15 protein-coding genes are annotated in these 22,513 nt (G+C 69.8%); 11 read left to right on the forward strand and 4 right to left on the reverse strand.

Annotation, left to right across the window (positions count from 1 at the left end):
- The first annotated feature begins 50 nt into the window (after positions 1-50).
- From NDW01_RS12015 to NDW01_RS12030, 4 genes are all read left to right on the forward strand, one after another.
- Positions 51-932, forward strand: a complete 882-nt coding sequence (locus tag NDW01_RS12015) for an alpha/beta fold hydrolase (protein ID WP_252819909.1) — start codon at positions 51-53, stop codon at positions 930-932.
- 997 nt (positions 933-1,929) lie between these two features.
- A complete protein-coding gene (locus tag NDW01_RS12020; RefSeq protein ID WP_252819911.1) occupies positions 1,930-2,382 on the forward strand; it encodes a sigma-70 family RNA polymerase sigma factor in 453 nt (150 codons plus the stop codon).
- 94 nt (positions 2,383-2,476) lie between these two features.
- Positions 2,477-4,699, forward strand: coding sequence for an N-acetylmuramoyl-L-alanine amidase (locus NDW01_RS12025; protein WP_252819913.1), 2,223 nt, complete (start codon positions 2,477-2,479; stop codon positions 4,697-4,699).
- A 176-nt stretch (positions 4,700-4,875) separates the two neighbouring features.
- On the forward strand, positions 4,876-5,424 hold the full coding sequence (locus NDW01_RS12030) for a hypothetical protein (RefSeq protein WP_252819915.1): 549 nt from the start codon (positions 4,876-4,878) through the stop codon (positions 5,422-5,424).
- Positions 5,425-5,440: 16 nt separating this feature from the next.
- Here NDW01_RS12030 and NDW01_RS12035 read toward each other — a convergent pair whose 3' ends face one another.
- The 4 genes from NDW01_RS12035 to NDW01_RS12050 all read right to left on the reverse strand — a co-directional run bounded on the left by NDW01_RS12035 (position 5,441) and on the right by NDW01_RS12050 (position 10,936).
- Entirely contained in the window at positions 5,441-7,114 is a 1,674-nt protein-coding gene (locus NDW01_RS12035; protein WP_308211681.1) for an ABC transporter ATP-binding protein, read from the reverse strand.
- 26 nt (positions 7,115-7,140) lie between these two features.
- Positions 7,141-8,040, reverse strand: a complete 900-nt coding sequence (locus NDW01_RS12040; RefSeq protein ID WP_252819919.1) for an ABC transporter permease — start codon at positions 8,038-8,040, stop codon at positions 7,141-7,143.
- Positions 8,041-8,071: 31 nt separating this feature from the next.
- Positions 8,072-9,025 (reverse strand): ABC transporter permease, encoded by a 954-nt coding sequence (locus tag NDW01_RS12045; protein ID WP_252819921.1) that lies wholly within the window; start codon positions 9,023-9,025, stop codon positions 8,072-8,074.
- 72 nt (positions 9,026-9,097) lie between these two features.
- A complete protein-coding gene (locus NDW01_RS12050) occupies positions 9,098-10,936 on the reverse strand; it encodes a peptide ABC transporter substrate-binding protein (RefSeq protein ID WP_252819923.1) in 1,839 nt (612 codons plus the stop codon).
- 324 nt (positions 10,937-11,260) lie between these two features.
- Here NDW01_RS12050 and NDW01_RS12055 point away from each other — a divergent pair, with 324 nt between their 5' ends.
- From NDW01_RS12055 to NDW01_RS12085, 7 genes are all read left to right on the forward strand, one after another.
- Positions 11,261-12,373 carry an ROK family transcriptional regulator gene (locus NDW01_RS12055; RefSeq protein WP_252819925.1) on the forward strand — a complete coding sequence of 371 codons (1,113 nt, stop codon included), beginning with the start codon at positions 11,261-11,263 and terminating at the stop codon, positions 12,371-12,373.
- Positions 12,374-12,403: 30 nt separating this feature from the next.
- Complete coding sequence (locus NDW01_RS43765) at positions 12,404-13,864, forward strand: M81 family metallopeptidase (protein WP_252819927.1); 1,461 nt, start codon at positions 12,404-12,406, stop codon at positions 13,862-13,864.
- A 29-nt stretch (positions 13,865-13,893) separates the two neighbouring features.
- Entirely contained in the window at positions 13,894-14,634 is a 741-nt protein-coding gene (locus NDW01_RS12065) for a copper homeostasis protein CutC (protein ID WP_252819929.1), read from the forward strand.
- Positions 14,635-14,678: 44 nt separating this feature from the next.
- On the forward strand, positions 14,679-15,254 hold the full coding sequence (locus NDW01_RS12070; protein WP_252819931.1) for a hypothetical protein: 576 nt from the start codon (positions 14,679-14,681) through the stop codon (positions 15,252-15,254).
- A gap of 164 nt (positions 15,255-15,418) precedes the next feature.
- Positions 15,419-16,732, forward strand: a complete 1,314-nt coding sequence (locus NDW01_RS12075) for an ammonium transporter (protein ID WP_252819933.1) — start codon at positions 15,419-15,421, stop codon at positions 16,730-16,732.
- A gap of 148 nt (positions 16,733-16,880) precedes the next feature.
- Positions 16,881-18,092, forward strand: coding sequence for an alpha/beta hydrolase family protein (locus tag NDW01_RS12080; RefSeq protein WP_252819935.1), 1,212 nt, complete (start codon positions 16,881-16,883; stop codon positions 18,090-18,092).
- A 402-nt stretch (positions 18,093-18,494) separates the two neighbouring features.
- Positions 18,495-22,397 carry a DNRLRE domain-containing protein gene (locus NDW01_RS12085; RefSeq protein WP_252820641.1) on the forward strand — a complete coding sequence of 1,301 codons (3,903 nt, stop codon included), beginning with the start codon at positions 18,495-18,497 and terminating at the stop codon, positions 22,395-22,397.
- Positions 22,398-22,513 lie beyond the last annotated feature (116 nt).

Raw genomic sequence — 22,513 nt, forward strand, 5'->3', positions numbered from 1 at the left:
GGCCCGGCCCACCGGCCGGACCGCGGCCGAGTGGAAGAGTCAGTGGAGCGATGCTTCTCGACCATCGTGACGAACCCGTCCGTACCGGCCGCGCCTCCGTCAACGGAACGAGTCTGCATTACCGAACGGCCGGCTCCGGTCCGGCGGTCGTGCTGCTGCACGGGGTGCCCAAGACCGGCTATCACTGGCGGCACCTCGTCCCGAAGCTGACGCCGCGGTACACGGTCGTCGTGCCCGACCTGCGCGGTCTCGGCGACTCCGCCCGCCCCGCCGGCGGCTACGACTCCGCGACGATGAGCGACGACATCGCCGCGCTGATGGCCCACCTGGGGCACGCCTCCTACACCGTGGTCGGGGAGGACTGGGGGGCGGTGATCGGCTACCAGCTCGCCGCCCGGCACCGTGACCACGTCAACGCGCTGGTGTTCGCCGAGGCGCTGTTCCCCGGGTTCGGCTTCGAGGACCACACCGCGCTCACCCCCGAGAACGTCTCGAGCGGGATGCACCTGTGGCACCTCGGCTTCTACTTCCAGCCGGACGTGCCCGAGATGTTGATCACCGGGCACGAACGCGAGCTCATCACCTACATGATCAAGAACGAGCGCCTCTACCCCGACACCGCGACCCCGGACGCCGTGGAGGAGTACGTGCGCTGCTACTCCATGCCCGGCGGCATCCGCGCGATGCTGGCGATCTACCGCGCGATGCTCCTCGACGCCGAACAGAACCGGCAGAGCTCCCAGAAGAAACTGGACATCCCGGTCCTGGCGCTCGGCGGCTCGGCGTTCATCGCCGACCGCAACGAGACGCAGATGCGGATCATGGCCGACGACGTCACCGGCCACGTCTTCACCGCCGGACACGACCTCGCCGAGGAGGTCCCCGACGAGATGGCCGAGGTCGTGCTGTCGTTCCTGACCGAACGGCTGTAGCCGTACCTGCCGCCCTGTGCCCTCTCCGCTCGTGCCACGCCTCCCGGGAACCCGGCGAACAGCAGCGCGACCACCATTAGCAGTACCAGACGTTTTGCCATTTACGCGCCGACAACCGGCTCACGACAACTCCACTAGGGCAGTCGAAATCAAATCCAGAGCGCGCTGACGCGCCTGGAACTGGCGTCAGGAATAGTCGAAGACCGAATGACCCACTGAGGGCAGGAGTGACGATGACCCGTTAGGTCGGGCCGCGGGCAGGCGAAGTGACAGCCACTACCACCGAACCTCCGCAACAGACTGGCCGCTCGGGCTCGCCGGCAGCGAGCGCGCTTCGCCAGCGATCTTCACTCGGCGGTTTACGGCGGTCAAGGCAGGTCAGAGCGGACGGTGGCCGCAAAGAGGCCGTCAAGGCAGAGACCGGAGTCCCCCCAAGACCAAGCGTCCGGGGTCCTCGAAATGTCACACCTTCCCGCCAGGATGGCAACAGCCGGTCAGCTCAGACCGGCGCCGGTCGACGATCCGTAGCGCACCGGTCACTCTTCGCATGGACCCACCGAGAAGATAACAATTTAATCACGACGCCTAATCGGCGAGATCCCGAATCTGCCTGGCTCAACTCCTAAAAGCGTGTTAACCTTCCGCCGCTCTTTCAGAAAATCGCGGTCATTGATGAGCTCGATCGACTATCTCCGCACGGGTGCAAGGGGTGGCATGCCAGGGCAGGGAACGGCGGCGCCTCGCGAGCACTCCGGAGGCAGGGCGGACGGTCAGGACGCCGTCTCGCCCCATGCCGGTGACCGGCGCCGGCCCGACCATGAACCCTGACCGCCGGGCCGAGTCCTGTCTGGAAGGCGATCCCTCCGAGGAAGACGCAGGCCCGCCCGCCCCGATGTCCTCCGGCCCGTACCAAGCAGCGTCCGATTCCGATGTCGTCGCCGCGCAACACGGCGACGAATCCGCTTTCCGCCGTCTCTACCACGACGTTCAGCCGCGGTTGCTGCGTTACCTGGGCGCGCTCGCCGGAGCCGAGGCTGAGGACATCGCCGCCGAGACGTGGCTGCAGATCGCACGGGACCTGCACCGCTTCCGCGGGGATCTGGCCGCGTTCCGTGCCTGGGCCGCCCGGATCGGCCGCAACCGGGCCATCGACCAGCTCCGCCGTGCCCGGCGACGCCCCATCGCCGACGTACGCGCCGACGAGCTCACCGATCTGGCCGACCGCGAGCTTCCCGAGGAGACCGTCATGGCGCGGCTCGCCGCGGCCGAGGCGTTCCGGCTCATCGCGACTCTGCCGCCCGACCAGGCCGAGGCGGTCCTGCTGCGCGTGGTGATGGACCTCGACGCCAAGCATGCCGGTCGCGTACTCGGCAAGCGCGCCGGTGCCGTACGCACCGCCGCGCACCGTGGCCTTCGCGCGCTCGCGCGGCGGCTGGCCGGCGACACGTGACGAGCCCTGTCTCCTGAGGTGTAACAGCGACGGACCCTCCTGCGCTCTCGGTCGTACTGCGCTCTCTCGCAATGGAGGATTGATGAGATTTCGCGTGCGACCGCGCACCGCCGTCGCCGTCACCGCGGTGGTGCTCGGCTCGGCAGGCGTCGCCGTCCCGCTGCTGGCCTCGTCCGGAACGACCGCTCCTCGAAAACCCGCGGCGGCGGAGGTGACCGGTCCCATCGACGGGAACGTGCACACGGTCGGTCTGCGGACCACCGGTGCCAAGGCCGGCGCCCCGGCCCAGTCGACCTCGCCGTTCAGCCTGCTCGGTGTGGTCTGGGACCGGCCCGGTACGCGGCTGAGGGGAACCGTGAAGGTACGCACCCGCAGTGCGACGACCGGTACGTGGTCGGCCTGGCGGCCCGTCACCGTCGCCGATGATGACGTCCCCGACGGCACTAAGCGCGAACGGTCCCGTCAGGGCACCACCGCACCATTGTGGGTGGGCCCCTCCAACGGCGTCGCCGTTCAGGTGACCGGGCACCGCCGCCTGCCCGCCGGGCTGCGGGCCGTCCTCATCGACCCGGGTGCCAGACGGCGCCGTCCCGCCCGCACCGGCGTGCGGCACCCCGCGCACGCCGCCGGGCACCAGGGCGTGCGGGTCGCCCTCGCCGCGGACAGCGGCAGTCCTGATCCGTCCGCGCCGCCCGCGGACTCCCCCAGCGCGGCCCCGACCGCGAGCACCAGCGTCTCTCCGCCGCAGTCCCCCGCCCCGACCACCGGCCCGAGCGACTCGCCCCTCCCGTCGGCCTCCGCATCGCCGACTCCCCGAACCGGCACGGCGCCCCGCCCGACGATCGTCTCCCGTGCCCAGTGGGGCGCCGATGAGTCACTGGTCGCCACGCCCAACGCGTACGCGGACCAGGTCAAAGCGGTGTTCGTCCACCACACCGACACCGGCAACGACTACTCCTGCGCGGACTCGGCGGCGGTCGTCCGCTCGATCTTCCTGTACCACGTGAAGACGAACGGCTGGAACGACGTCGGCTACAACTTCCTCGTCGACAAGTGCGGCACCCTCTTCGAGGGACGGTCCGGAGGCGTCGACCGGCCGGTGATCGGCGCGCACGCCTACGGCTTCAACACCGACTCCGCCGGCGTGGCGGTCCTGGGCACCTTCACGAACGTCGCACCGCCCCAGGCGGCACTCGACACCGTCGCCAAGGTCGCCGCCTGGAAACTCGGCCTCGACGGCGGTGACCCCACCGGTTCCACGACACTCACCGAGGGCGTGAAGGACGGCAACTTCACGTACGGTTCGCAGGTCCCCTTCAAGACCATCTCCGGACACCGCGACGCCAACAGCACCGCCTGTCCCGGGCTCCTGTACGACAAGCTGTCCACGATCCGTACGGCCGCCAAGCAGTGGAGCACCCCGGCCGACCTCACCGCCGTCTCCCTCACGGGGGCGACGAAGGTGAACACGACGTACTACACCAAGGGCACGGTCACCCTCGGCTGGCACCCCGCCGCGGCCACCGGATACCGACTGCTCGACAACGGCACCGCGATCGCCCACCCCACGGCGTCGGCGACCTCGGTCACGGCCACGCTGCGCTCCGGGACCCACCAGCTTCAGGTCATCGCCGACAACATCGACGGCACCACCGCCAAGTCCTCCGCCTTCTCCGTCGTCGCCGACGCGACCAGACCCGTCTTCAGCAGTTCCGCCGCCCTGTCCGTGCGGACCGGCACCGTCAGCTCCACGAAGATCCCCGTCAGCCTCACGTGGAAGGCCACCGACGACCGGCTGCTGCGATCGGTGAAGGCCACCTCCCCAGCCGCCGTGACGTTCACGCCGACCACCACGGCCTGGTCCGCCTACGCAAAGCCCGCGACGTCCACGGCCTGGTCACTGACCGCGACGGACGCCGCCGGCAACACCGCGACCAGTTCCGCGACCCGGACGGCGTCGCTGCGGTCCGACTCCTCTTCCAGCCGCACCGGAACCTGGAAGACGACCACGAACAGCCACTACCTCGGCGGGACGGGCATCTACTCCAGCGCCAAGGGAGCCACCGCCTCATGGACCGTCACCGCCCGCTCGGTCGCACTGATCGACAAACGCGCCACCACCGCCGGCAAGTACTACGTCTACGTCGACGGCACCTATGTCGCCACGGTCGACACCAAGGCGTCCTCCAGCCTCTACCGGCAGATCCAGTGGACCCGGACCTGGAGCAGCAGCTCCCGCCACACCATCAAGATCAAGGTCGCCGGCACGTCCGGGCGTCCGACCATCGCCCTCGACGGCCTGGCCTACATCGGCTGAGCCACGGGCCGCCTACCGCTGTCACGTGAAGCATGGTGTCGCGGCGGCATACGGCATGATCGGTGAGAGACCGTCCTCAGCCGTCCCCCGCCCACGCCGTCGCGACATCCACGGCGGCCCGGCACCGTCCGAGCAGCACGCCGCCCGAGCAATCCCAACCGACCGGAACGCCAGCGATGAACGATCCACGGCTCGATCCCGAAACCGCCGAACGCCTGCTGCGCGGGGAGCACACGAGCCCGACCGAACTCGCCGAAATCCTCGCCGCCGCCTCCACCGCCCCGGTCGACGAGGACCCGAGGCGGGAGGAGGCAGCCGTCGCCGCGTTCCACGACGCCCGGACACGCCATCACCGGCGACTACCGATCCCACGCGTACTGCTCACCGCGAAAGCGGCACTCATCGCCGTTCTGCTGGCCCTCACCGGCGGCATCGCCGCCGTCGCCGCGTCACAGCACGTGCCCCTCCCAACAGGACACCACCACTCACGCGGCACTCACCAGCCGAGACGATCCCCCGCCCCCACAGCCACCGACTCACCGTCCCCGGGAGCCCTGCTCCCGCCGACGTCCCCCGGGCGCAGCCCGTCCCACGGGCACTCCGGGGAGCACCCGAAGCACTCGCACAAGCCGCATCCGGCGAGGAAGCACCCGACGAAGAAAAAGCCCAAGGGCAAGCCCTCGACCCATCAACCGCCGGGACGGTCGTCGCACCGCCTCTCGTGAGGCGCCCCGGCCACGGTCAGTCGCGGGCGGCCCTCAGTTCGGCCGCGCGGGCGCGGCGTTCGCGCTGCTCGACCGGGTCGGGTACGGGGGCGGAGCTGATCAGGCGGCGCGTGTAGTCCTCGCGCGGGTCGAACAGCACCTGGTCGCGCGGGCCCTCCTCGACCAGCTTGCCCTGGTTCAGCACCGCCACGCGGTCGGACACCAGCCCGACGACGGCGAGGTCGTGCGTGATGAACAGGCAGGCGAAGCCGAGGCGGGCCTGCAGCTCCAGGAAGACGTCCAGCACGGCCGCCTGCACCGAGACGTCCAGCGCGCTGGTCGGCTCGTCGGCGATCACGAGGTCGGGGTCGAGGGCGAGCGCCCGCGCGATGCCGATCCGCTGCCGCTGCCCGCCGGACAGCTCGTGCGGGTAGCGGAGCCGTACGGCGGGGTCGAGCCGGACGCTCTCCAGCAGGGCGACGACCCGCTCGTCGCGGTCGCCGACCTTGTTGATGACCAGGGGCTCGGCGATGCAGTCGCCGACGGTCATCCGGGGGTCCAGGGACGAGGCGGGGTCCTGGAACACGATGCCGCAGCGTCGCCGCAGCCGCCGCAGCGCGCTCCCCCGCGCGCCGGTCAGCGAGTCGCCGAGCAGCCGTACGGTGCCCGAGGCCGGGGTGATCAGCCCGATCGCCGCGCGGCCCAGGGTCGACTTGCCGGATCCGGACTCGCCCACCAGGCCGAGGACCTCGCCCTTGGCGACGGTGAGGGAGACGTTGTCGACCGCGCGGACCTTCGCGCCGCCCTTGCCGCGGAACTGCACGACGAGGTTCTCGATGGCGAGCGCCGCCTCGCCCGGCGCCGCCGGTTCGCCCGCGACCGCCGGTTCACCGGTGCGCTCGTCGCCCCGCGGCCTGAGGCGCGGGACGGCGCCCAGCAGGCGCTTGGTGTAGTCCGCGCGCGGGCCGGCGAACAGCTCCTCGACCGGGGCCTCCTCGACGACCTTGCCCTGGTACATGACGACGACCCGGTCGGCGATGTCAGCGACGACGCCCATGTTGTGGGTGATGACCAGCATCGCCGTGCCGAACCGCTCCCGCAGGTCGCGCAGGAGGTCGAGGATCTCCGCCTGCACGGTGACGTCCAGCGCGGTGGTGGCCTCGTCGGCGATCAGCACCTTCGGCTCGCACGCGATCGCCATCGCGATCATGACGCGCTGGCGGAGGCCGCCGGACAGCTCGTGCGGGTACTGCCCGAGCCTGCGCCGCGCGTCCCGGATGCCGACCGTCTCCAGGAGCTCGGCGGCGCGGTCCAGGGCCTGTTTCCGTGACAGGCCGTCGATGTGCAGGCGCAGCGCCTCGGCGACCTGCCAGCCGACGGTGAACGCCGGGTTCAGCGCGGTCATCGGCTCCTGGAAGACCATGGCGATCTCCGAGCCGCGTACGGCGCGCAGCGCGGGGCCGTCCAGCGTCGTGACGTCGACCCCGCCGACCCGGACGCTGCCGCTCGTGGAGGCCGTGGGCGGCAGCAGGCCGAGGGTCGACATGGACGTGACGCTCTTGCCGGACCCGGACTCGCCGACCACCGCGACGATCTCGCCCGGGTCGACGCGGATGCTGACGCCGTCGACCGCGCGGACCTTCCCGGAGCCGCCCGAGCCCGAGAAGGAGACGTGCAGGTCCTCGATGGCCAGAGCCGGGGAGTCGCTCACCGTCTCACCTTTCGTCCGGTCGCTCATCAGCGCCCCTGGAGCCGTACTTCGAAGGCGTCGCGCAGGCCGTCACCGATGCAGTTGAACGCGCACACGACCAGCACGATCGCCAGGCCCGCCGGGAAGATCAGCCACCAGTAGCCCTCGGAGGTGTAGGAGATGCCCTTGCTGAGCATGCCGCCCCAGTCGGTCTTCGGCGGGGCCACGCCGAGGCCCAGGAAGCTGACGTAGGCGATGAGCAGGATCGCGTCGGCGACCTGGAAGGTGGCGTTGACGACGACCGTGCCGATGGCGTTCGGGATGACGTGCCGGAAGACCGCGCGGCCGTGGCCGCCGCCCATCGCCTTCATCGCCTGGACGTAGTCGCGGCTGCGCAGGGACAGCGCCTCGGCGCGTACGAGCCTGGCCGGCACGAGCCAGGACACGCAGCCGATGATCAGGATCTGCACCGGCACCGTCGGGCGGAGGATCGTCGCGGTCACGAGGAGCAGGAACAGCGCGGGGATCGCGATGCCCGCGTCGACCACGCGCATCATCACCGCGTCGATCCAGCCGCCGGCGTACCCGGAGATGGCGCCCCAGACCGTACCGATCAGCGTCGCCAGCAGCCCGGCGGCGATGCCGATCTCCAGGGACGTCTGGCCGCCGACCATCAGGCGGCCCAGCACGTCCCGGCCGACGTCGTCGGTGCCCAGGAGGTGGCCGCGCGTGCCGGGCGAGAGGGTCGCGTCGGCCAGCTGCGTGTGGACCTGGTCGGTGTGGTGGATCAGCGGGCCGATGAAGCAGAACACGAGCAGCAGACCGAGGATGACCAGGCCCGTGACGGCCAGCCGGTTGGCGAGGAACATCCGCACCATGCGGCGGTACGGCCCGGCCGCCGTGGTGGCGGGCGCCTGCTCGGTCATCAGCGGAGCGGAGACCGTCATGGTTTCTCCTTCGCGGTACGGGACGCGCGGGTCATCGGATCGATCCTCGGACACGGGGGTCGACGAGCGCCTGGACGATGTCGGCGAGCAGCGAGCCGATGACGGTGGCGAGCGCGATCACCAGGACGGTGCCGAGCAGGATCGGGTAGTCGGACGTCTGCGCGGCGTTCCAGAACAACAGCCCCATGCCGGGGTAGTTGAACACCGACTCGATGACCAGCGCGCCGGAGAACAGCACCGGCAGGTAGTAGCCGAGCATCGCGATGATCGGCGTCAGCGAGTTGCGCATGATGTGGAGCCACACGACCCGGCGTTCCGAGGCTCCCTTGGCCCGCGCGGTCCGTACGTAGTCCTCGGCGAGGTTGTCGAGCACCGCCGACCGCATGTACCGGCTGAACGCCGCGACCGTCGCGATGGCCCCGGCGAGGACGGGCAGGATCAGCGCACGGGAGTCGGCGAACAGCGCGCCGAGCGTCTGGGCCTGCGGCGCCTGCGGGGGCAGGATCGGGATCTTCTCGGTGAAGACGATCACGAGGATGAGCGCCAGGAAGAAGACCGGCGTCGCGTATCCGACGAACACCAGGGTGGTGACCGTGTAGTCGGTCAGGCCCCGGCGCCGCCGGCCCTGCCACACGCCGAGCGGGATCGCGATGACCAGCGCCACGAGCGTCGACAGCCCGGTCAGGACGAGCGTCTTGGGCAGCCGCTGCCCGATGAGCGAGCCCACCGACTGGTTCAGCGTGTACGAGTCGCCGAGGTCGCCGTGCAGCAGGCGGCTGAGGAACGCCCAGTACTGCTGGACCAGCGACTTGTCGAAGCCGTGCTCGTGGTTGAAGGCCGCGATGGCCTGCGGGCTGGCCTGGGGACCGAGGATGCCCCGCGCGGGCCCGCCGGGGACCGAGTGCAGCAGCAGGAAGACGATCACGGTCACCAGCAGGATGACGACGATCGCCTGCCCGAGGCGCTTTGCCAGGAAGCGGATCAACGGGGTTCCTCCGGCCAGGGTGAGGTCAGGATGAGGGCCCGGGACGGCCGGCGGCCGTCCCGGGCGCGCCGGTCACTTCGCGAGATACCAGCGCTGCGGCTGCATGAAGGCCAGGGGGTCCTGGACGACGCCGCGCAGGTTGTTGCGGATGGCCGACACCTGGTAGGCGGGGTTCGGCATCCAGATCACCGGGAGCTGCTTGGCGAGGTAGGAGCTGTACTGCTGCATGGCCTGGGGGTCCGACGAGCTCGTCGACTCCTTGACCAGCTTGTCGGCCGTGGGGTCGCTGTAGCTGCCGAGGTTGGTGCCTCCGTCGGTGGCGAAGATCTGCTCACCGCTCGGGTACGCCGGGAAGTACCAGCTGCCCTGGGTGCCGAAGAAGGAGAGCTGCCAGGAGCAGGTCGACTGGTTCGGCTTGCACTCCGGGCTGTGGTCGAGGACGGAGTTGAGCGGCTCCGACTTGATCGACAGCGCGATGCCGATCTTCGACAGGGAGGACTGCAGCTCCTGCATCGTGTTGTCGGTCTCGGTGCTGCCGCTCTCGGTCAGCAGCGAGAACTTCAGCTGCGTGCCCGCCTTGATCCCGGCGCCGCACTGGTCGGCCCCGGTGCCCGGCTTCGTGCAGGAGGCGATGTTGCCCGCGATCGTCCAGCCGTGCGACGTGAGCAGCGCCTTGGCCTTGTTCACGTCGTAGGGGTACGGGTTGTTCTTCTGGTCCTGGGACAGGTACTTCGACACCGGCTGCTGGGGCACCGGCCCGTACCCGGGGGCGGCCTGGTCGTGCCAGATGACGCGCGAGATCGTCGCCTGGTCGATCGACATCTGCACGGCCTGCCGGATGTAGAGCTGCTTGAAGACCGCGCCCATCTCCGGGTTGTTGAAGTTGTACGGAATGTAGGTGATCGCCCAGCCGTTCCACGGCTTGACCTGGTACCCGCTGTTCTCGATCGTCTTCTGCTGCGAGACGGCGAGCGCCGGCAGGTAGCCGTAGTCGACGCCGCCGGAGCGCAGGACGTTGAACTCCGCCTGGGCCGAGGTGAAGGGCTTGAACGTCACGGCGTCCAGGTGGGCGGCGTCGTCGCCGGTGTACTTGGCGTTCTTGGCGAGCGTCACCTGGCCGGTGGTGGTGAACTCCTTGACCGTGAACGGCCCGTCCGCGACCTTCCACAGCGGGTTGCTCGCGTACTCCGACAGCTTGCCGGCCTCGCCGATGAGGTACTTGAAGACCTTCTTGGCGCCGTCGGTCGTGCGGTCGTAGTCGCCGACCTTGCCGCTCGCGTCCTCGACGTCCCAGGCCGACTGCGGCATGGGCGTGACGTAGGTGAGCTGGTTGGCGGTGAACCACTCCGGGTTGTACGCCTTGGTCAGGTCGAGCTTGAACGTCGTGTCGTTCACCGTCGTGAACTTCGCGACGTTGTCCGGCAGGTCGCCCTTGCTGTAGTTGCCCCACTGGGCCTTGTTGGCCTTGGCCAGGTTGAACCAGAACTCCACGTCCCGGGTGGTGACCTTCTGGCCGTTCGCCCAGGTGAGGCCGTCCTTCAGCGTGATCGTGACCGTCTTGCCGCCGTTGGAGTAGACCGGGGCCTTGGCCGCGCCGGCCTTCTCGTCCATGGCGACGGTGCCGCTCGACCCGTTGTAGGCGTACAGCGGCAGGAAGACGTTCTGCCGGATCGCGCTGTTGTACCCGGCCAGGTGACCGGGGGTGCCCAGCGGGAAGATCCAGTTCGGTGTGGCGTTGGGCGGCAGCGCGAACGTCACCGAACCGCCCTGCTGCGGCGTGCCGCCGGTCGCCGACGACCCTCCCTGCCCACTGCCGGAGGAACATCCGGCCACGAGCAGTGTGGCGGCCACGCCGAGCACCGCCAGCGGGGTGCGCGCGGTCGCCGGGAACGAAGGCGATCGTCTTCTCATCGATGCTCCTGACGGGGGGAACGGACGTCGTCCGCAGGTTTCAGCGAGTCGGTTCGGCCGACCGGCCGGGGGCTTCGTTCGAGTGGCCGGTCCGGCGGGGGTCGGTGGCGATGTGGCGGTGACGATACAGCGCCCCATCGAACGAAGACAAGACCGAATCGAAACAAGTAACGCAGTCGACGCAACAGGCGCGCCTGGTCACGGTCGTGTTACGCGGCCGACCGGTGGACTGCCGTCACAGCGATTGCTATTGTCCGACCGAATCAACCGAAGTAACGTTCGGATCCGAAGCAAGTCTGCTGAACATTCGACTAAGGAGCCACCGTGTCGGCCGCGCACATCATCGGGCTCGTGGCGTCGGGCCAGGCCACGTCGCGGGCCGAGCTGGCCCGGTTGCTCGGCTGGGCTCCGTCGACGGTCTCCGCCCACGTCCAGGAGCTGCTGGACGCCGGCCTGCTCCTGGAGTCCGGCGAGGGCCGCTCGCGCGGCGGCCGGCGGCCGCGGTTGCTCAGCGTCCCCGCCGGTGAGGGCGTGATGCTGGCCGCCGACCTCGGCGGCCACCACGCGCGCCTCGCGACGCTGGACGGGACGGGCCGGCCCCAGAAGATCCGCGATCTGGAGATGGACGTCAGCGCCGGGCCGGAACCCGTCCTGGACCAGATCATGGACGCGCTCGAAGAGCTCAGCGACGGCCGCCCGGTGCTCGGCGCCGGGATCGGGCTGCCCGGGCCGGTCGACCTGGACGGCGTCATGGTCGGGCCCTCCCGCATGCCCGGCTGGCACGGCTTCTCCGTACGTGAGCGGATGAGCGGGCGGTTCCAGGCCCCCCTCGTCGTGGAGAACGACGCCAACCTCATGGCGATGGGCGAAACGGTCGCCCGCGGGCCGGATCTCCGCGACTTCGTCTTCGTCAAGGCCGGCACCGGCGTCGGCGCGGCGGTCGTGAGCGACGGCCGGCTGCACCGGGGGGCCCGCGGCTTCGCCGGCGACATCACCCACAACCGCGTCCCGGCGGGCGGCGACCGGCCGTGCAGCTGCGGCAACTTCGGCTGCCTGGAGACGATCGCCAGCGGCGCCGCGCTGGTCGCCGCCGTGAGCGCCGAGGGCGTCGACGTGAAGAGCACCGCCGACCTCGTACGCCTCGCCCGCGACAGGCATCCGACGGTCACGACCAACGTCAGGTTCGCCGGTCGGCAGCTCGGCGAGGTCCTCACCACGATCGTGAACTTCCTGAACCCCCAGGCGGTCATCCTCAGCGGCGCGCTCGCCGCCTGCGACCTGTTCGTCGCCGCCGCGCGCGGCGTCCTGTACGAGCGGTGCCTGCCCCCGACCACCCAGGACCTGGAGATCGCCGAGAGCGTCGCCGGGCCCGACGCCGGCCTGCTGGGCATCGGCCGCCTCATCCTCGACCAGGGCGTGGCCCTGGCCTCCTCCTGACCCCCGCCGCCCCGAACGAAAGATCCACCCGTGAGAGCACTCCGCATCGGCATTGCCGGCATCGCGATCGAGTCGAGCACCTTCTCCCCGCACCTGACCCGCCTGGACGACTTCACGGTCACCCGCGACGACGCCCTGCTCGCGCGGTACGCCTGGATCCGGGAACCGCGGGCGTGGTGCGAGGGCGTGGAGTGGGTGCCGCTGCTGCACGCGGTCTCGCTGCCCGGCGGCGCCGTCGACCCCGACGTGTACGACGCCCTCGAGGCCGAGATCGTGGAACGTGCCAAGGCGGCGGGCCCCCTGGACGGCCTACTCTTCGACATCCACGGGGCGATGAGCGTCACCGGGCGCACCGACGCGGAGGCCGGCCTGGCCGCCGCCGTACGCGCCGCCGTCGGCCCCGACACGCTGATCTCCGCGTCCATGGACCTGCACGGCAACGTCTCCCGCGAGCTCGCCGCCACGGTCGACCTGATCACCTGCTACCGGATGGCGCCGCACGAGGACGCCTGGGAGTCCCGTGAACGCGCGGCGCGCAACCTCGTGACCCGGCTGCGCGACGGCGGCCGGCCGCGCAAGGCCTGGGTGCAGGTGCCGGTCCTGCTGCCCGGCGAGAAGACCAGCACCCGCATCGAGCCCGCCAAGAGCCTGTACGCCCGCGTATCCGAGGTCGAGGCGATGCCCGGCGTGCTGGACGCCGCCATCTGGGTCGGGTACGCCTGGGCCGACGAGCCCCGCTGCCGGGCGGCCGTCGTCGTCACGGGCGACGACGAGGCGACGATCACCCAGCAGGCGCGCGGGCTCGCCGAGGCGTACTGGAAGGCCCGCGCGGACTTCGCCTTCGTCGCCCCCACCGGAAGCCTCGCCGACTGCGTCCGGTCCGCGATCGACAGCGACGCCCGGCCGTTCCTGATCAGCGACTCCGGCGACAACCCGACCGCCGGCGGCGCCGGTGACGTCTCCGCGGCCCTGGAGTACCTGCTCGGCGTCGAGGACATCCGCCTCGGGAGGGTCAGCGCGATCTACGCGAGCATCCAGGACCCCGAGGCGGTGGCCGCCGCGTTCGCCGCCGGGGAGGACGCCGAGGTCGTGCTCCGCGTCGGCGGAAAGATCGACTCCGGCCCGGCGGGGCCGGTCACCCTCGCCGGGACCGTCCAGGCCCTCCGCCGCGACGACCCGGTCGGCGGCGACATCGCCGTGATCCGGACCGGCGGCCTGCGGGTCATCGTCACCGCCCGCCGCAAGCCGTACCACGAGATCCGCGACTTCACCTTCCTCGGCCTCGACCCGGCGGCGACCGACCTGGTCATCGTCAAGATCGGCTACCTGGAGCCGGAGCTGTACGACCTGGCCGCAGACTGGCTGCTCGCGCTCACCCCCGGCGGCGTCGACCAGGACCTGCTCCGCCTCGGCCACCACGGCGTACGGCGGCCGCTGTTCCCCTTCGACTCCGACATGCCCGACCCGGATCTGACGCCCGAGCTGCTCTGATCCACCTCCCCCGCGAAAGGAACCGAAACGTGCGTTACGAGATCTGCCTGGAGTCCGCCGACGGCGTCGCGGCCGCAGCGGAGGCCGGCGCGGACCGGGTCGAGCTCTGCGCCGCCCTCCTGGAGGGCGGGATCACGCCGAGCATCGGGATGGTCGAACAGGCCGTCGCCCTCGCGGCCGGCCGGATCAAGATCCACGTGATCATCCGCCCGCGCGGCGGGGACTTCGTGTACGGCCCGGCCGAGGCCGCGGCGATGCTGCGCGACATCGAGGCCGTCAAGGCCGCCGGTGTGGACGGCGTCGTCATCGGCGCCCTGACCCCGGACGCGGAGATCGACACCGAGCTGTGCGCGCGGCTCGTCGAGGCCGCCCGCCCGCTCAGCGTCACCTTCCACCGAGCGTTCGACGTCACCCGCGACCCCGAGGCGGCGTTCGAGGACGTCGTCGGGCTCGGCGTGGACCGGCTGCTCACCTCCGGCGCGGCCCCCTCGGCCCTGGAGGGCGCGGACCTGATCGCGCGTCTCGTCGCGAAGGCCGCCGGGCGGATCATCATCCTGCCGGCCGCCGGCATCAACGAACGCACCGCCGCCCGCGTCCTCGAGCAGACGGGCGCCCAGGAGCTGCACTTCACGGCCTCGGAGGACCGGCCGTCGTCGTCCCGCTTCACCCGGCCGGGCATCTACATGGGCGGCGCGCTCTACCCGCCGGAGACCGTTCGCTCCGTCACCACCACCGCGCGCGTCCAAAGCATCATCGCCGCCGTCGGCTGACCGAAAGGCCCCCAGAACGACCGAAATCATGCACACTGCAGGGGATGAAGATTTCCGACGGCGAACTACGGCGTATCCGGCTCGGCCCCAGCGAGGATGACGACGACGAGGGCCTGTTCCTCCTCCGCGTGTTCTTCACGGCGACCGACCCGGAGGCCGTGATCGCCCGTGCGCGTGAAGTGCTCGGCTGCGTTCTCGAGCGGGTGGACTCATGGCCGCCGGACGAAGAGTGGCCGAAGATCCTTCCTTCCTGGTTCGTCGAACGGTTCGCACCGGAGCCCACGCCTCCCGCCCCTGCGCCGATCTTCGATCCCGCCGCCAGAGCCGCCGCCTGGCTGCAGATGTGGCAGTCGGCGACTGCGGTCGAGGAGACCGCTCCTGACACGACGGACGAGGCCGAAGAGACGGACGAGGGCCCCGGGAGGCTTTCGGACTGGCTCTTCCACTTCGACCCGAGCGAGGAAGAGGGCGGCGGCGACCGGAGCTGGTGGTGGTGGGACGCCGGAATCGACGCGCTGGGCACCGGCTGGATCGACGTCGCCACCCCCCGGCTGCCTTTCGGCACCGAAGCCCTGTACCGGCTGATCGAGGCGAGCGGCGGCGCGAACCCCGGGTACTGATCGCGCCCGCCACCCTGCGGAACCCGCGGTGAGCTCTTCGCAATCTTCGTGAAACACGAAACACGCGGGTAACACGCCTGTACTCGACCGGAAACGTGGGCTGGCGACCCTTCCCAGAGCCGCCCGGGCATCGCCCGGGCCGATCGGGAGGACGACACACCGACATGCCGACCGGATTCGATGCCGGCGACACCGCCTGGCTGCTGACCAGCACCGCACTCGTTCTCATGATGACGCCGGGCCTGGCGCTGTTCTACGGCGGCATGGTCCGGACCAAGAGCGTGCTCAACATGCTGATGATGAGCTTCGTCTCGATCGCCGTGGTGACCGTCGTCTGGCTGCTCGCCGGCTACACGCTCGCCTTCGGTCCCGACCTGGGAGGCTGGGGGCTGCTCGGCGGCCTGCGGTACGTCGGCATGCACGGCATCGGGCCGAGGAGTCTCACCGGGCACGTACCGACCCTGATCTTCGCCGCGTTCCAACTCGCGTTCGCCGTCATCACGGCCGCGCTGATCAGCGGGGCCATCGCCGATCGGGCCAAGTTCGGCGCGTGGGTGGTCTTCGTCGCCGCCTGGACGCTGCTGGTCTACGTACCGGTGGCCCACTGGGTCTTCGCGCCCGGCGGCTGGATCCTCACCCGGCTGCACGCGCTGGACTTCGCCGGGGGCACCGTGGTCGAGGTGAACTGCGGCGCCTCCGGTCTGGCGCTCGCGTTGCTCCTCGGACCGCGCCTCGGCTTCAGGAAGGAGGCCATGCGTCCGCACAACCTGCCGCTGGTGCTCCTCGGCGCGGGGCTGCTGTGGTTCGGCTGGTTCGGATTCAACGCGGGCTCGGCGATGGGCGCCAACGGCCTGGCGGCGGCCGCCTTCGTCAACACCCAGGCGGCCGGCTGCACCGGCATGCTGGGCTGGCTGGCGGTGGAGAAGCGCAGGGACGGCCACGCCACCACGCTCGGCGCCGCCTCCGGCGCGGTCGCCGGCCTGGTCGCCATCACCCCCTCCTGCGGCTCTGTGGGCGTCTTCGGCGCGCTGGTGATCGGCCTGGTGGCCGGTGTGCTGTGCTCGTACGCGGTGAGCTGGAAGTACCGCTTCGGCTATGACGACTCCCTGGACGTCGTCGGGGTCCACCTGGTCGCGGGCGTCGTCGGCACCGTGCTGATCGGCGTCTTCGCCACCGCGGTGATGACCGGGGGCGCCACCGGGCTGCTCTCCGGCGGCGGAGGAGGCCAGCTGCTCAGGCAGGTCACGGCGGTGCTCGTGGTGGGCGCCTACGCGTTCACCGTGACGTACGGGATCGGGAAGCTGATCGACCGGATCATGGGCTTCCGGGCCTCGGCCCAGGACGAGCAGGCCGGCCTGGACCTGGCGGTACACGCCGAGAGCGCCTACGACCACGGCGTTCTGGGACACGGCACGACGCAGAACGCCAACCGGCGCCCGGCGACGCATCCGGACCGGACCCCGGCCCCCGAGAGCTGAGCCGTGACCTTCTCCGCCGCCTGAAGCCGCATACGCGACACATGCCCTTCCTGATCACAGGGCGGTCACGAAGTGATTCTGACGTTGATCAACCCCGTCCGTCAGGCGTTGTCAGGAGACGTGGTCCCTTCCGCAGGCGGGAGCGGTGATGCAGAGGATCATCTCGGTCGTCGCGGCGATCGTCGCGTTGGTGTTCGGCGCCCTCCCAGTGCCGGCCGCCTCGGCTCGGCCGGGGGCGGCGCGTCCGGCGACGACGCCGGTCTCGCCGCTGTCGCTGCCGCGTCCCACGGGGCCGTACCGGATCGGGACGGTCTCGCTGCACCTCGTCGACCCGTCCCGGCGTGACCCCTGGGTGGAGTCGCATCCGGTACGGGAGCTGATGGCGCAACTGTGGTACCCGGCCGCCCGGACCGCGGGGCTGCCCCGCGCGCCGTACATGCCGCCCCTCGCCGGAAGGCACCTGGACGCCTTCACCGCGCAGGCGCTGGGCGCACAGGTGCCGGAGGGGACGTTCCACGGGCTCCGCACACACTCGTTCGAAGGCGCTCCGGTCGCGCGGCCGCCGCGTACGGGATGGCCGGTCGTCGTCTTCTCCCCCGGTGACGGCATGGACCGGTCCTCACTGACCGGTCTCGCCGAGGACCTGGCGAGCCACGGGTTCGCCGTCGTCGGCGTCGACCACACCCACGACGCCGGCGAGGTGGAGTTCCCGGGCGGCCGGCTCGAGGTGGGGGGCGTCATCCCGCCGGGCAAGGCCGACGAGGAGACGCTGGTGCGCGCCGCCGACGTACGGTTCGTGCTCGACCGGCTCGCCGTGCTCGACGCGGGCGCCGACCCCGACGCCGAGGGGCGGTGGCTCCCCGCCTTCCGGGAGATGCTCGACCTCACGCGGGTCGGCATGTTCGGTCACTCACACGGGGCCGAGGCCACCGCCGAGACGATGCTGCAGGACCGGCGCGTGATCGCGGGGCTGGGGCTGGACGGTGGGGTCAGCGACCGCGTCGCCGCCGCCGGCCTGCCGGCGCCGTACATGGTCATCAGCGGGGCCACCGCCGCGAGCCCGCTGACGGAACGGAACCTGACCGCCCTCTGGCCGCACATCACGGCCTGGCACCGCTGGCTCCGGTTGCGCGACTCAGGCCACCTCACCTTCACCGACTTCGAGACCTTCGCCGGCGCCCTCGGGGTGCCGCAGCCCGTACGAGAGCAGCTGTTCGGCACGCTCGTCCCCGAGCGGGCCGTCGCCGTCGGACGGGCGTACGTGGAGGCCTTCTTCATGGAGCACCTGGATCACCACCACCGCCCGATCCTCGACCGGCCCTCGCCCCGCTACCCGGAGATGACGTTCGAGCCGAGCTGATCGCCTTCAGGCGGGCCACGAAAACCGCAACACAAATCGACCCAGATTTCGGATGTCCGTAATTCAACCCCCGGGGATACGCCTTTACCATCTCTTGCCTAGAAGATGGCATTTTTGCTACCTTGCCGCTACCTACCTCACTTTCGGATGGCTGGTCGAGTCGATTCCATCGACGCGCCTGTCAGATGTACCGCAGACGCTCATGGCCGGCCCAGTTCATCCGAAGGGACCCGCGTATCGCGCCCGCGGTCCATCGATGGAGCGGACCGGTGAAAGCCGTCCGCGACGACGATTGGGAGCACATTGGCGGGAGCGGGGAGAGCACCGGCCCTGAGGGGTCATTCGCGTGGCAGTCGGCCACTGATGCGGCGGTCCCGATGGAGCGCCGGCCTGGTGACCGCGATGGTCACCGTGACCGTTGTAGCGGTGACCGGAAGTGAGCGTGCATCCGCCGGGGAACGATCACCGTCGCGGGATCCGCGCACTGTGGCCTCGCAGACGGCGAAAGCACGCGGCACGAAAGTCGAAGTGCAGGACGATCGGACGGATAATTCGACCACATGGGCAAACCCGGACGGCACATTCACGATGGAGTCCTTCAGCGGACCTGTCCGGGTGAACAAAGATGGCACGTGGCGCTCGATCGATACCTCACTCACGCCGAACAGCGCTGCCACGGAACTACGACCGAAGACCGCCGCAGCCGACATTCAACTGTCGGACGGCGGCGCCGGCCCATTCGCCACTCTGCAGCGCGCGAATCGGTCGTTCTCCGTCGCGTGGCGCGATTCCCTCCCGAGCCCGCGGGTACAAGGGGACACCGCGATTTATGAGGATGTCGTTCCCGACGGCGACCTGGTGGTCAAAGCACTGCCCAACGGCTTCAGCCACTCGCTCGTTCTCCGGAAGCAGCCGAAGCAGGACCTCGAGATTCCGCTATCGGTCGATACCGAGGGACTGACTCTCGCCGCCTCCAGTGAGCACGGCCTGGATCTGCGCGACTCCTCGGGCCGGCTCGTGGCATCGGCACCCGAGCCGAGGATGTGGGACTCCGGAACCGATCCGCGCTCCGGCGAGCCGTCGCACCAGGCCGCCGTCGACACCACCATCCAGCAGACCGCCGACGGTCCGGTGCTGCGACTGAAACCCGACGCGCGGTTCCTCGCCGACCCCGCGGTTCGCTATCCCGTGACGATCGATCCCACCAGCACCCTGACCGTGCAGACGGACACCTGGGTGCAGACCGACTTCCCCGACTCCCAGCGAGGGTCCACCGAACTCAAGGCGGGAACGTACGACGGCACTCACATCGCGCGCTCGTACCTGAGGTTCAACCATGTCGATGACCTCCGGGGAACTCAGATCATCGACGCCGATCTCCGGTTGTGGGCCTTCTGGTCTTCTGTCTGCAAAGACCCGAGCGCCGGTGTCCAGGCCCGCCGGGTCACGTCCACCTGGGATCCCGACACGATCAGGTACGGCAGCGAGCCGAACACCACGACGACGGGGGCCGTGACCAGCGTCGCCGCGCCCGGTGCCGCGAGTTGTCCCCAGGACTTCATGCACTGGAACGTCGGCACCATCGTCAAGGCGTGGGCGGACGGACAGCCCGACTACGGCATCCAGCTTCGCGGCGCGGATGAGAAGGACCCGTCCACCTGGAGGAGGTTCTACTCCTCCAACTATGTGGCCGGGGCTCAGGGGGAGAAGGAACCGGCTCTGAGCGTCACCTTCAACTACAGGCTGCCGACGCCTACGAATGTCGGTGCCTCACCCAAGGCATCCGACCTGACGACATCGCCGACCGTGGCGTCCACCAGGCCGACCCTCTCCGCGCAGATCACCGAACCCAACGGCAAGCCGGTCGACTACACATTCGAGGTGGCGAAGTCCGCCGGTCGAACGACGGTGGTGACCGGCAGCGCGAATGCCGTCGCTTCGGGAGCGACTGCGACATGGCAAGTCCCCGACGGCCGGCTGAAGAACCCCGGGTCGTACATCTTCCGGGTCAGAGCCATGAGCGCCACCGGCGCCGGCGGCTGGTCGGCGTGGCAGCCGCTGATCACCGACGCGGCTCAGACTCCGCAGTCGCTGGCGACGGGAACCGATGAGTCCGGATCGACCGTGCTCTCGGGCGTGCTGTCTCGGCCCTCAGGGGCCGAGGTGGGCGCTCATTTCTACCTCTATGACACGAGCGGCGCGGTGATCGGAGGAACGCCGCTCGGCCAGGGAAGTGTGCAGAGTGGGCAGCGGATGAGTCTGCGGGTTCCGGCGGGGTTGACCAAGCCCGGCCAGTCCTATCGCTGGCAGATGGACGCCTGCGTGAAGGAGGTCTGCACTCCCAAGACCCCGAGCATCGCCTTCACCGCTCCCCAGCCGAGATCGTCCACCGGAACCCAACGCGTCACCATCGCGAAGAACAAGATGACCATCAGGACCGCCCAGTCGGATCCGGCGGCGTGCGGCGGGGCGGCCTGCCCGCTCACCGCGGACGACGCCGTTCGAGTCGGCGGAGCCGGCACGGCCCAGCGGGTCACCCACCTGAAGGTCGATCTGGACGCGCTGCCTGCAGGGGCGAGGATCACCGCGGCGAGCCTGAATCTCGGAGCGCCGGACTGCGGAGCCGGCTGTCCGAGCAGCGGCTCGGTGTCCGGTGAGCAGCCGGAGAGCGACCTCGCGGACAACGCGACAGGCGCCGACGCGGCAGAGGTGGCGGTGAGGGACCCGGATGCGCCGCCGACGAGCATCGCCGACCCTCAGGTGGACATCACGGGCCTGGCCGGTATCTGGTACCAGGATTCCTCTCAGAACAGCGGGATCATCCTCGAAGCCGACGGAAGCGATCTGCCGGTCCTCTCGTATGGGAATGGGTCAAGCTCGATCAACGTGACGATCGACTACCTTCCCCCCACGCCGCCGGGGAAGGTCTCCAACATCTCCACCCGAGGCGGCGACGGCGGGGTACTGGTCTCCTGGGCCGCCCCTCAGGACGTCGGCGCGAGCACCTCCCCGGGCACAGGCGCCGACGACGACCCGATGGCCTCACCCATCAGTTCGTACGACGTCCAGGCCCTGGACGGGAACAACAACGTCGTACAGTCCAAGACCGTCGTGAACGAAGCGACGATCGTCTCCGGACTGGCGAATGGCACGTCCTATCATTTTCAGGTCCGGGCGCACAGCAAGTACGGCGACGGGCCATGGCTGACCACCCCGGCTGTCGCCCCTGCCGGAATCCCGGGCGACAAGGCGGCCTATGTGGACGCGGTGAAACAGCTGGTACAGGGCCGCGAGGCGATCACGGAAGGCCGCTTCTCCGACGCGGACGCCGTCCTGGCGGCGAGCCCGGACGCCGACTACTTCGGCGCGGCGCTCAAGGCGCAGTCCGCCGACCTGGTCGCCGGCCGTGACGACGCAGCACAGGAACAACTCACTCAGGCCGACTCGACGATCACATTCCCGGAGATCTTCGCGAGCTACTCCCCATCGAACGACGCGGTCACCATCCGCGCCGCCTACGAAGGCCAGGAGGTGTTCGTGAACAACGCGGGCACGGCCGCGGAGAGTAAGGTGACGAACGATTTCTCGAGGGAGAGCGACTTCGTCTTCAACAGGCCATTGATCAACGCCCAGGGCGACGCCGATGAGCCCGCCCCCGTCCTGGCCTCCGAGACGGACTCGAGCGCGATCGACACTCAAGTCGACGGCGGTGGCGAGATCAACGCGTTCACCCCCGAACAGCTGACGGCGTCGGTGACTCCTAAGGCCGCCTCCGGTTCCGATCTGGACAAGGCTTCTCTACGAGCGGCGGCGAAGGTGGACCATCCGGGAATCGCGAGGTGGGCCGTGAACCACGCCAAGAGCGAAAAAGCAGAGTACAAGTACGACTGCACGAACTTCGTGTCCAAGGCCCTTAACCGGGGCGGTCACATACCGATGAGAACGGGGTGGTACCGCAGCGACCGTTCCTGGTGGGACAACTGGCTCAACGCCTCCTACCCCTGGGCGGCCGCGGACCACCACAAGAAGCACTTCGCGACCGCGTGGGACGGCAAGAAGCCGCGCGTGTACTGGGAACGCAACTACGGCGAAGTCGAACTCGGTGATGCCATCTACTTCGAACGCCCCGCGGGGACACCCGTGCACATGGCGATCGTCAGCTACAAGGCCGCGTCCAGCATAGGCGGTATCTACTTCGCGCAGCACAACCGCGCCAAAGGCCATCAGCACTACGACACCTACAAGCCTCTGTCGCTGGTCTACGGGAACTACCGCAACATCGGATTCGGATACATATGGAAGTAAGACACAGGGCGGTCACCGGAATTCTGTGCGCCCTTACGCTGATGGCGTCATCCGGTGCGTGCGGCGATCGGAGCCGCCCGTCGCTTCCGGACAACGCGACCGTGACAGGAGACGCG

This window comes from Actinoallomurus soli, assembly GCF_024055715.1.
Lineage (GTDB): Bacteria > Actinomycetota > Actinomycetes > Streptosporangiales > Streptosporangiaceae > Actinoallomurus > Actinoallomurus soli.

Coding starts and splice junctions, on each gene's coding strand:
- NDW01_RS12015 (WP_252819909.1), top strand. CDS start 51: ATGCTTCTCGACCATCGTGACGAACCCGTCCGTACCGGCCGCGCCTCC.
- NDW01_RS12030 (WP_252819915.1), top strand. CDS start 4,876: ATGAACGATCCACGGCTCGATCCCGAAACCGCCGAACGCCTGCTGCGC.
- NDW01_RS12040 (WP_252819919.1), bottom strand. CDS start 8,040: ATGACGGTCTCCGCTCCGCTGATGACCGAGCAGGCGCCCGCCACCACG.
- NDW01_RS12050 (WP_252819923.1), bottom strand. CDS start 10,936: ATGAGAAGACGATCGCCTTCGTTCCCGGCGACCGCGCGCACCCCGCTG.
- NDW01_RS12070 (WP_252819931.1), top strand. CDS start 14,679: ATGAAGATTTCCGACGGCGAACTACGGCGTATCCGGCTCGGCCCCAGC.
- NDW01_RS12075 (WP_252819933.1), top strand. CDS start 15,419: ATGCCGACCGGATTCGATGCCGGCGACACCGCCTGGCTGCTGACCAGC.
- NDW01_RS12080 (WP_252819935.1), top strand. CDS start 16,881: ATGCAGAGGATCATCTCGGTCGTCGCGGCGATCGTCGCGTTGGTGTTC.
- NDW01_RS12085 (WP_252820641.1), top strand. CDS start 18,495: ATGGTCACCGTGACCGTTGTAGCGGTGACCGGAAGTGAGCGTGCATCC.